The organism is uncultured Aquincola sp. (assembly GCF_964001545.1).
Lineage (GTDB): Bacteria > Pseudomonadota > Gammaproteobacteria > Burkholderiales > Burkholderiaceae_C > Aquincola.
On the sequence record NZ_CAXFDV010000589.1, the window covers coordinates 1 to 9,207 of the forward strand.

At 70.8% G+C, this 9,207-nt stretch carries 7 protein-coding genes; 2 read left to right on the forward strand and 5 right to left on the reverse strand.

All coding sequences use genetic code 11. The features are described 5' to 3' along the window. Positions 1 to 228 precede the first annotated feature (228 nt). The gene (locus ABNT58_RS20365; RefSeq protein WP_348755243.1) at positions 229 to 1,170 is read left to right on the forward strand and encodes an Ldh family oxidoreductase; all 942 of its coding nucleotides are present in this window, start codon (positions 229 to 231) and stop codon (positions 1,168 to 1,170) included. Here the strand turns inward: ABNT58_RS20365 and ABNT58_RS20370 are convergent. The 3 genes from ABNT58_RS20370 to ABNT58_RS20380 all read right to left on the reverse strand — a co-directional run bounded on the left by ABNT58_RS20370 (position 1,167) and on the right by ABNT58_RS20380 (position 4,649). Beyond that, complete coding sequence (locus ABNT58_RS20370) at positions 1,167 to 1,937, reverse strand: HesA/MoeB/ThiF family protein (RefSeq protein WP_348755244.1); 771 nt, start codon at positions 1,935 to 1,937, stop codon at positions 1,167 to 1,169. The two genes, ABNT58_RS20365 and ABNT58_RS20370, sit on opposite strands and share 4 nt — an antisense overlap. 68 nt (positions 1,938 to 2,005) lie before the next feature. Beyond that, positions 2,006 to 3,442: a S41 family peptidase gene (locus ABNT58_RS20375; protein ID WP_348755245.1), complete on the reverse strand. Its 1,437-nt coding sequence runs from the start codon at positions 3,440 to 3,442 to the stop codon at positions 2,006 to 2,008. 73 nt (positions 3,443 to 3,515) lie between these two features. Then, positions 3,516 to 4,649 carry an ABC transporter ATP-binding protein gene (locus ABNT58_RS20380; RefSeq protein WP_348755246.1) on the reverse strand — a complete coding sequence of 378 codons (1,134 nt, stop codon included), beginning with the start codon at positions 4,647 to 4,649 and terminating at the stop codon, positions 3,516 to 3,518. An 85-nt stretch (positions 4,650 to 4,734) separates the two neighbouring features. Here ABNT58_RS20380 and ABNT58_RS20385 point away from each other — a divergent pair, with 85 nt between their 5' ends. After that, on the forward strand, positions 4,735 to 6,363 hold the full coding sequence (locus ABNT58_RS20385) for an iron ABC transporter permease (RefSeq protein ID WP_348755247.1): 1,629 nt from the start codon (positions 4,735 to 4,737) through the stop codon (positions 6,361 to 6,363). Positions 6,364 to 6,379: 16 nt separating this feature from the next. Here the strand turns inward: ABNT58_RS20385 and ABNT58_RS20390 are convergent, their stop codons facing one another. Both ABNT58_RS20390 and ABNT58_RS20395 read right to left on the reverse strand, forming a co-directional pair. Further along, the gene (locus ABNT58_RS20390; protein WP_348755248.1) at positions 6,380 to 8,449 is read right to left on the reverse strand and encodes a diguanylate cyclase; all 2,070 of its coding nucleotides are present in this window, start codon (positions 8,447 to 8,449) and stop codon (positions 6,380 to 6,382) included. Positions 8,450 to 8,456: 7 nt separating this feature from the next. Next, positions 8,457 to 9,207 (reverse strand): EAL domain-containing protein (locus tag ABNT58_RS20395; RefSeq protein WP_348755249.1); only part of this gene is annotated, 751 nt, incomplete at its 5' end.

Consider the following 9,207-nt stretch of genomic DNA (forward strand, 5'->3'; position numbering starts at 1 on the left):
ATCTGCGCGTCTTCTTCGGCGCTGGGGAAATTGCGGGCCGTCAGGTCCTGGCGCTTGGTGTCCATGCGTGGTCGTTGAAAGTCGATGCGGGAGCTTAACGCCGCAAGCAAGACAGCCGCCCGGCTTATGCTGCGCCCCTTCTTGTCGAGGCAGTAGGAGCGGGTTTCAGATGGCCAGGATGACGATGGCGCAGGCGGTGCACCTGGGCGCGCAGGCGCCAGTGCCGACATGGCGCGCGCCACGGCCGAGGCCCTGGTGCTGGCCGATGCGCAAGGGCTGGCTTCGCACGGCCTGTCGCGGGTGCCCCAATACGCCGGCCACCTGCGCGTCGGCCGCGTGGAAGGTGCGGCCCGCCCCACGGTGCATGCGCTGCGCGGCGCCGCGGTGGTGGTGAACGCGCATGACGGCCTGGCCTTCGAGGCCTGCACGCTGGCCGTGCAGGAAGCCATCGCGCGGGCCGCCAGCCACGGCGTGGCCTGCGCCGGCGTGGTCAACAGCCACCATGGCGGCGTGATGGTCGACCACCTGCGCGCGGTGGCCGCGGCCGGCATGGTGGGCCTGGCCTTCGCCAATGCGCCGGCGGCCATGCCGGCGGCCGGTGGCCGCCACCCGGTGTTCGGCACCAACCCGATCGCCGCCATCTTCCCGCGCCGGCCGGGCGCGGGCGATCCGCTGATGATCGACCTCAGCCTGAGCGAGGTGGCCCGCGGCAAGCTGATGATGGCCGCCAAGGAAGGCCGCAGCATCCCGCTGGGCTGGGCGCTGGACGTGGACGGCCAGCCCACCACCGACCCGGCCCGCGGCATGGAAGGCTCCATGCTGCCGCTGGGCGCGGCCAGCAGCCCCAAGGGCGCGATGCTGGCGCTGATGATCGAGCTGCTCAGCAGCGCCGTCATCGGCGCGCACTTCAGCTTCGAGGCCGACACCTTCTTCGTCGACGAGGGCAACAAGCCGCGCATCGGCCAGGCCTTCATCGTCATCGACCCCGGCGCGCTGGCCGGCAGCGGCAGCTACCTGGAGCGGGTGGAAGTGCTGGTGGCCGAGATGCTGCGCGACGACGGCGTGCGCCTGCCCGGCGCCCGCCGAGAAGCCCTGCGCCGCGCCGCCGAGCAGCACGGCATCGAGGTGCCGGACGGGTTGGTGGCGGTGCTGCGGGGTGAGCTTGTCTAGACAGCCTGCCCCGATTCGCGGCCCTGGCCGCACACACTGCAGCCAGCCTGCCGGCCAACGCGGATCTCGCTCCACTCCATGCGCCGCGCGTCCAGCATCTGCAGCCGGCCGGCCAGCGAGGTGCCGATGCCGACCAGCAGCTTGAGCGCCTCGGCCGCCTGCAGGCTGCCGATGATGCCCACCAGCGGCGCGAACACGCCCATGGTGGCGCAGCGCACTTCCTCGGGCGGTGATTCGGGCGGAAACACGCAGGCGTAGCAGGGCGCCTCGGGGCGGCGCGGGTCCACCACCGTCAGCTGCCCGTCGAAGCCGATGGCCGCGCCGGCCACCAGCGGCTTGCGGTGGGCCACGCAGGCCGCATTCACCGCCTGCCGGGTGGCGAAGTTGTCGCTGCAGTCCAGCACCACGTCGGCCTCGGCCACCAGGGCCGACAGCTGCGCCGGCCCGGCGCGCTGCAGCACGGGGCGCACCTGCACCTCGGGGTTGATGCGGCCCATCGCCTCGGCCGCGGAGGCCGCCTTGGGCATGCCCACGCGGGCCATGTCGTGCACGATCTGCCGCTGCAGGTTGGTCAGGTCCACGGTGTCGTCGTCCACCACCGTGATGCGGCCCACGCCCGCGGTGGCCAGGTACAGCAGCAGCGGCGAGCCCAGCCCGCCCGCACCCACCACCAGCGCATGCGCCTGCAGCAGCCGCTGCTGGCCTTCGATGCCGATGTCGTCCAACAGGATGTGCCGCGAGTAGCGCAGCAGCTGGTCGTCGTTCATGCGGTCAGCATAGCGGCGGACAAGAAAAAGCCCGCCGGGTGGCGGGCTTCTGGCGGATGTGGCGCGGATCAGTTGTTGGTCGTCTCGGCCGCTTCGGCCTTGCGCTCGACCACGCTCTTGCTGACGACCACCGACTTGCCCTTGAGCTGGTTCAGCGCCTGCTCCAGCGGGAAGTCTTCCGGCGAGCCGAACTCGGGCAGCGGCTTGGGGCCGTCCTTGCTCTTGGCCAGCTGTTCTTCCAGCTTCTTGCGGGCTTCCTCGCGGGCCTTTTCGCGGGCTTCGTCCTTCTTCTCGTCGGTGCCGGTCAGGTGCTTGTCCAGGTCGGCCTCGCGCATGCGTAGCGCGGCGAACACGTTGCCTTCGGCGGTTTCGTCCAGCCACACGTCGGGCACGATGCCACGCGCCTGGATGGACTTGCCGCTGGGCGTGTAGTAGCGGGCGGTGGTGATCTTGAGGGCGGTGTCGGCGGTCAGCGGGCGCACGGTCTGCACCGAGCCCTTGCCGAAGGTCTGCGCGCCCATCACCGTGGCGCGCTTGTGGTCCTGCAGCGCGCCGGCCACGATCTCGCTGGCCGAGGCCGAGCCTTCGTTCACCAGCACCACCAGCGGCACCTTCTTGACGGCATCGGGCACGCGGCGCAGCGGGTCGGTGCCGCCACGGCGCATGTAGAAGTCGGGCGAGGCCTTGAAGGTGGCCTTCGATTCGGGCAGCTGGCCGTTGGTGCTCACCACCACTGCGTCGTTCGGCAGGAAGGCCGCCGACACCGCGATGGCGCCTTCCAGCAGGCCGCCCGGGTCGTTGCGCAGGTCGAGCACCAGGCCCTTGAGGTTGGGGTCCTGCTTGTACAGCTCTTCCAGCTTCCTGGCGAAGTCCTCGACCGTGCGGTCCTGGAACTGGCTCACGCGCAGCCAGGCGTAGCCGGGCTCCACCACCTTGGCGCGCACGCTTTGCACGCGGATTTCTTCGCGGGTGATGCTGACCGGGAAGGTGCGGCCCTCGGACTTGCGGAACACCGTCAACACCACCTTGGTGCTGGGTTCGCCGCGCATCTTCTTGACGGCCTGGTCCATCGTCAGGCCCTTGACGGCCGTGTCGTCGATCTTGGTGACCAGGTCGCCGGCCTTCAGACCCGCGCGGAAGGCGGGCGAGCCTTCAATCGGCGAGACCACCTTGACCAGACCGTCTTCCATGCCGATTTCGATACCGACGCCGACGAAACGGCCGCTGGTGCCTTCGCGGAATTCCTTGAAGGTTTTCTTGTCGAAATACTGGCTGTGCGGATCGAGCCCCGACACCATGCCGGAAATGGCGTTGCCGATGAGCTTTTTCTCATCCACCGGCTCGACGTAATCGCTCTTGACCATGCCGAAGACAGCCGCCAGCTGCTGCAGTTCTTCGAGCGGTAGCGGTGTGTTGCGGGCGAACGCCTGCAATTGCATCGTGGTCAATGCACCGGCGACGGCACCGATGGCCACCAGACCGGCAACTTTGAGTTTGGACCCCATGAACGGCACCCCGCAGCAAGCAAAAAATACCCGAAACCAGTATACGGCTGGCCCCTTCGGGGGATTGAGTGAACTAGGGCAAAGTTGCCTTCTCACTCAGGGCTTTGGACTGCGCGGCGGGCGCGGAGTTCGGTGAGGGAATGCGTTCGAATGTGACGATGTGATCCACCTCCGCGCGGATGCCGATCCATTCACCCACCGCATGGTCGTGGTGGCTGGGCACATGGGCCAGCACCTGCTCGCCGGTGGGCAGGCGCAGCGTGTACAGAAATTCGGAGCCGCGGAAGGCCTTGCGTTCGATGCAGGCGCGGGTGGGCGCGTCGTCGTCGTGCACGATGTCGTCGGCCCGCAGCAGCACGTCGCATTCGCCGCCCGGGTAGGCGTCGGGCAGCAGGCAGCCGGCGCTGTCGCGCAGCTCGCCCAGCGGCGTGCGCACGAACGGCCCGCGCGGCGCGGCTTCGATGCGGCCGGGCACGAACACGCCATGCCCGATGAAGTCGGCCACGAATCGGGTGGCCGGCCGGTGGTACAGGGTGTAGGCGTCGTCCCATTGCTCGAGCTTGCCGCCCTGCATCACGCCGATCACGTCGCCCAGCGCAAACGCCTCCATCTGGTCGTGGGTGACGAACAGCGCCGTGGTGCGCGTGCGCTGCAGGATGGCGCGCACGTCCTGCGCCAGCCGGCCGCGCAGGTCGACGTCGAGGCTGGAAAACGGCTCGTCCAGCAGCAGCAGCCGTGGATGCGGCGCCAGCGCCCGGGCCAGCGCGATGCGCTGCTGCTGCCCGCCCGACAGCTGGTGCGGCGCCCGTTCGGCCACGTGCGACAGGCCCACCAATTCCAGCATGTCGGCCACCCGCGCCTCGCGCTCGGCGCGCGGCAGGTGGCGGATGCCGAAGGCCACGTTCTTCGCGATCGTCAGGTGCGGAAACAGCGCGTAGTCCTGGAACACCATGCCGATGCGCCGGTGTTCGGGCGCCAGGTGGCGGCCGTCGCCCGAGAGCAGCTCGCCGTCCATCACGATGCGGCCGCCGGCCAGCGGCTCCAGCCCGGCCACGGCGCGCAGCGCCGAGGTCTTGCCGCAGCCCGAAGGCCCGATCAGCACGCCGATCTGCCCGGGCCGCAGGCCCATCGACACCTGGTCCACCGCGGGGCGCTGGGCGGCGCTGCCGGGGTAGCGCACGCTGATCTGGTCGAGTTGCAGGAACATGCACCTATGATATCGGCTTCATGAGAATGACAAGCGTTCGCAATGGCGTGAGCCATGGCGCGGGTTGGAAGAGGATGGATTCGTGATGCGTCGTGGGCTTGCGCTGCTGTGCGCCTTGCTGGCACTGCCGGTGCTGGGCGTGCTGGGCTCGTGGCTGGCGTTCGACGCGGGCGCGCTGGAGATCCTGCGCCACCAGGCGCAGACGGTGCTGCCGGGTTATGCCGGCCAGTCGCTGGTGCTGGCCGTCAGCGTGGGCGTGGGCGTGGCGGTGGTGGGTGCGGCCACCGCGGCGGCCATCTGCTTGTTCGAGTTTCCGGGCCGGCGCTTTTTTGAATGGGCGCTGCTGCTGCCGCTGGCCATGCCGGCTTACGTGCTGGCTTATGCCTACACCGACTTCTTGCAGTACAGCGGCCCGGTGCAGGTGGCGCTGCGCGCCGCCACCGGCGCCGAAGGCGCGCTGTGGCCCGACGTGCGCAGCCTGTGGGGCGCGGTGATCCTGTTCGTGCTGTGCCTGTACCCCTATGTGTACCTGCTGGTGCGCACCGCGCTGGGCGAGCGCGGCGTGCACATGATGGAAGCCGCCCGCCTGCTGGGCGCCGGCCTGCGGCGCCGGGTGGTGGAAGTGGCCATTCCGCTGGCGCGCCCGGCCATCGCGGCGGGTGTGGCGCTGGCGGTGATGGAGGTGCTGGCCGACTTCGGCGTGGGTTCGTACTTCGGGCTCACCACCTTGTCCACCGGCATCTACAAGGCCTGGCTGGTGATGTTCGACCGCATTGCCGCTGCGCAGCTGGCTTCGGTGCTGCTGCTGCTGGTGGGCCTGCTGCTGTGGTTCGAGCGGCGCGCGCAGCGCAAGCTGCGCTTTGCCGCCTCGCGCAGCGGGGCCACCCATGGTGCCGATGCACGGCCGGTGCAGCTGCACGGCCGGCGTGCCGCGCTGGCCATGGCGGTGTGTGCCACGCCGGTGCTGCTGGGCTTTGTGGTGCCGGTGGCGGTGCTGCTGCGGCTGTTGTGGATCGAGGCCACCACCTCCGAATTCGGCCTGCCGCTGGCGCGTTTTGCGCAATGGAGCCTGACCAGCTTCAAGCTGGCGGCCATCGCCGCGCTGTGCGCCGCCGCGCTGGCGCTGGCGCTGGGCTTCGTGCTGCGGCTGCATGCGGCGCGCTCGGCCCGCGGCCGGCGCGACGGCCTGGCACTCGGCGCGCGCGTGGTGTCGCTGGGTTATGCGATGCCGGGCGCGGTGGTGGCGGTGGGCATCCTGCTGCCGGTGGGCTGGGCGCAGGCGCAGTGGCCGCAGACGGGCGTCGGGGCCCTTTTCACCGGCACGATCATGGGCCTGATCTACGCCTACCTGGTGCGCTTTTCGGCCGTGGCGCTGCAGTCGGTGGAAGCGGGGTATGCCCGGCTGCCGGCCAGCATCGACGACAGCGCGCGCATGCTGGGCGCCGGCCGCGGCCGGCTGTTCGCCGAGCTGCACCTGCCGCTGCTGCAGCGCTCGGCGCTGGCGGCGGCGCTGCTGGTGTTCGTGGACGTGATGAAGGAGCTGCCGGCCACGCTGGTGCTGCGCCCCTTCAACAGCGACACGCTGGCCGTGGTGGCCTACAACTTCGCACGCGACGAACGGCTGGCCGAGGCCGCGCTGCCCTCGCTGGCCATCGTGCTGGTGGGGCTGGTGCCGGTGGTGATGCTGTCGCACGCGCTGCGGCGACGCGGCTGAAGACGGGACGGCCGGGTCACGGCAGCACGTCCAGCGGTACGGGGCAGGTGAGCGCATCCAGCGCATCGCCGTGCAGCCGCACCTGGTTGCGGCCGCCGCGCTTGGCGTCGTAGCAGGCCGCATCGGCGGCGGCCATCACCGCGCGCAGGTCGGCCAGGCCGCTGCTGAGCTTGACGATGCCGATGCTGGCGTACACCTGCAGCCAGCGGTCCTGCCAGGGCAGGCGGCAGCTTTCGATGGCCTCGCGCATGCTTTCGGCCACCTGCAGCGCATCGGTGCGGCTGCAGGCCGTCAGCAGCACCGCGAACTCGTCGCCGCCCAGCCGGGCCACGGTGTCGGTGCTGCGCACCTGGGCCTGCAGCCGGCGGGCCACCTCCACCAGCATGCGATCGCCGGTGGCATGGCCGGCGGTGTCGTTCACCGCCTTGAAGTGGTCCAGGTCGATGAAGAGGGCGCAGCAGGGCAGGCCGTCGGCCGCTGCCAGGCGTTCATTGAGGCGGCGCTCGAACTCGCGCCGGTTCACCAGCTCGGTCAGCGCGTCGTGCGTGGACACCCAGGACAGCGCCTCGCGCTGGCTGCGGGCCTGGCTCACGTCTTCCACCGTCCACACGCTGCCGGCGCCCACGTCCTGCCAGTCCACCGGCGCGCCGAAAAGGCGGCCCCAGAACTGGCTGCCGTCGCGGCGCACCATGCGCACTTCTTCGTCGAAGGCCCGGCCGGCGTGGAAGCAGGCGCCGATGCGCTGCACCAGGGAGGCGGCCTCCGCCACCGAAGGCAGCAGCACCGAGGTGGACTGGCCCTGCAAGGTCCGGGGGCCGTAGCCCAGCATGCGTTCCAGGGCGCCGTTGACCAGGTCCAGCCGCTGGTCGTTTGAGAAGGCGATGCCCAGCGGTGCATGGTCCATCAGCGCGCTGAGCTTGCCCAGCAGTTCGCGGTTGGCGGCCGATGCGGCCGAGCGCTCGCGCAACGTGTCGTGCAGCGCCTTGGCCAGCTGGCCGATCTCGCCCTGCGCTTGCGGCCAGCCTTCGTCGTCGGGCGTGGTGCCGTCGCGCATGCGGTGGGCGCGTTGCTCCAGCTGGCGCAGCGGCCGCAGCATGGCGTGGGTGACCAGCAGCAGCACCAGGCCGCCGCCCAGCGCCACCAGGATGCCGGCCACCAGCGCCCAGCGGGCGCCCTCGTGCAGGGCCGACAGCACGCTTTCAACCGGCGCGCTGCGCACCACCAGCCAGTCGGCGCCCGGCACGGCCGCCATCGAGAGCATGCGGCCCCGCCCCAGCAGGCTGAAGCCCTCGGGCTCCATCGGCCGCCCCATCGACTGCCAGTGGGCGATGGCGTCGGCCAGCAAGGGGTCGGCGCCGGCATCGCGCATCAGCCAGCGGCTGTCGTCGTGGGCCAGCAGCCGGCCCTGGCCGTCGGCGATGGCCACCAGCCCCTCGTCGGCGCTGCCGGAAGCCGTGACCTCCGACATCAGCAGGTTGGACTGCAGCCGCAAGGTGCCGGCCACCATGCCCACCACCCGGCCGTCGGCGCCGTGCACCGGCATGGTCAGCACCACGATGGGCCGGTCGGTCAGCCGGTTGAGCAGCGGGTCGGAGATGGCCGGCCGGCCCAGCTGCATCGTGTGCTGGAAGTAGGCGCGGTCGTTCACGCGGATGGGCGGCGAGCTGCTGCCCGTCTGGTCGCGAAGGGCCATCAGCCGGCCATGGCGGTCGATGACCATCAGCGCATCCAGCGCGCTGCCCAGCACCTTCTGGCCTTCGACCCAGCGGCGCATCGCCGCGGCGTCGTCGAGCTGGTCCGCGGGCAGCATGTCGGCCGCCGCGCGCAAGGTGACCTGCAGGCTCACCACCCGCGCGCCCACGATGCGGGCGAGCTTGCGCGTCTGCGCCAGCGACAGGTCCAGCGCCACCTGCTCAGCCCGCGAAGCCACCTGGTTGAGCACCAGGCCCACCGTGACGGCCACGCTGAGCGCGATCAGCAGCACGCCCGTGATCGACAGGCGCAGCTTGAGCGAGCTGAGCGCCAACGGCCAGCGGAGGCGCTGCCCCGCGCGCGAAGGCACCGGCGGTGCCTGAAGAGGGCTCACGCGCCCCTCATATCGACCACGCCGGGCAGGCGGCGTCTTCGGCTTCCTGCAACGGCGCCGGCACATGCGCCAGGAACCAGCGCGCCGCGTCCTCGGCCGGCATCGGCCGGGCGTAGTAGTAGCCCTGGCCCTTGTCGCAGTGCAGGGCCTGCAGGATGGCCGACTGGCCCGGCGTCTCGATGCCCTCGGCCACGGTGCGCATGCCCAGGCTGCGGGCCACCTTGAGGGTGGCCTCGATCAGCACGCGGTGGTGCGCACTCGACTCGGACTGGCTGACGAAGCTGCGGTCGATCTTGACCACGTCCACCGGCAGCTGGTGCAGGCTGGCCAGCGACGAATAGCCGGTGCCGAAGTCGTCCAGCGCCAGGCTCAGGCCCAGTGCCTTCAGCTCATGCAGCCGGGCCTGGATGCGGTCGTCCTGCGCGGCCAGGCTTTCGGTCACTTCCAGCTGCAGCTGCTGCGGCGGCAGGCCGCTGCGGTGCAGCGCGGCCGCCACCTGCGCGGCGATGTCGCCTTCGAACAGCTGCGCGCGTGAGAGGTTGACCGACAGCAGCTGCGGCGCCTGTGCGCCCAGCTCGCCGCCCCACTGCACGAACTGGCGGCAGGCTTCGGTCAGCACGTATTCGCCCAGCCGGCCGATGAGGCCGGTTTCCTCCGCGATCTCGATGAACTCGATCGGCGGCACGATGCCGCGTTCCGGGTGGCGCCAGCGCACCAGGGCTTCGGCGCCCACGGCCAGGCCGCTGCCCAGGTCGACG

Coding starts and splice junctions, on each gene's coding strand:
- ABNT58_RS20365 (WP_348755243.1), top strand. CDS start 229: ATGGCGCGCGCCACGGCCGAGGCCCTGGTGCTGGCCGATGCGCAAGGG.
- ABNT58_RS20370 (WP_348755244.1), bottom strand. CDS start 1,937: ATGAACGACGACCAGCTGCTGCGCTACTCGCGGCACATCCTGTTGGAC.
- ABNT58_RS20375 (WP_348755245.1), bottom strand. CDS start 3,442: ATGGGGTCCAAACTCAAAGTTGCCGGTCTGGTGGCCATCGGTGCCGTC.
- ABNT58_RS20380 (WP_348755246.1), bottom strand. CDS start 4,649: ATGTTCCTGCAACTCGACCAGATCAGCGTGCGCTACCCCGGCAGCGCC.
- ABNT58_RS20385 (WP_348755247.1), top strand. CDS start 4,735: ATGCGTCGTGGGCTTGCGCTGCTGTGCGCCTTGCTGGCACTGCCGGTG.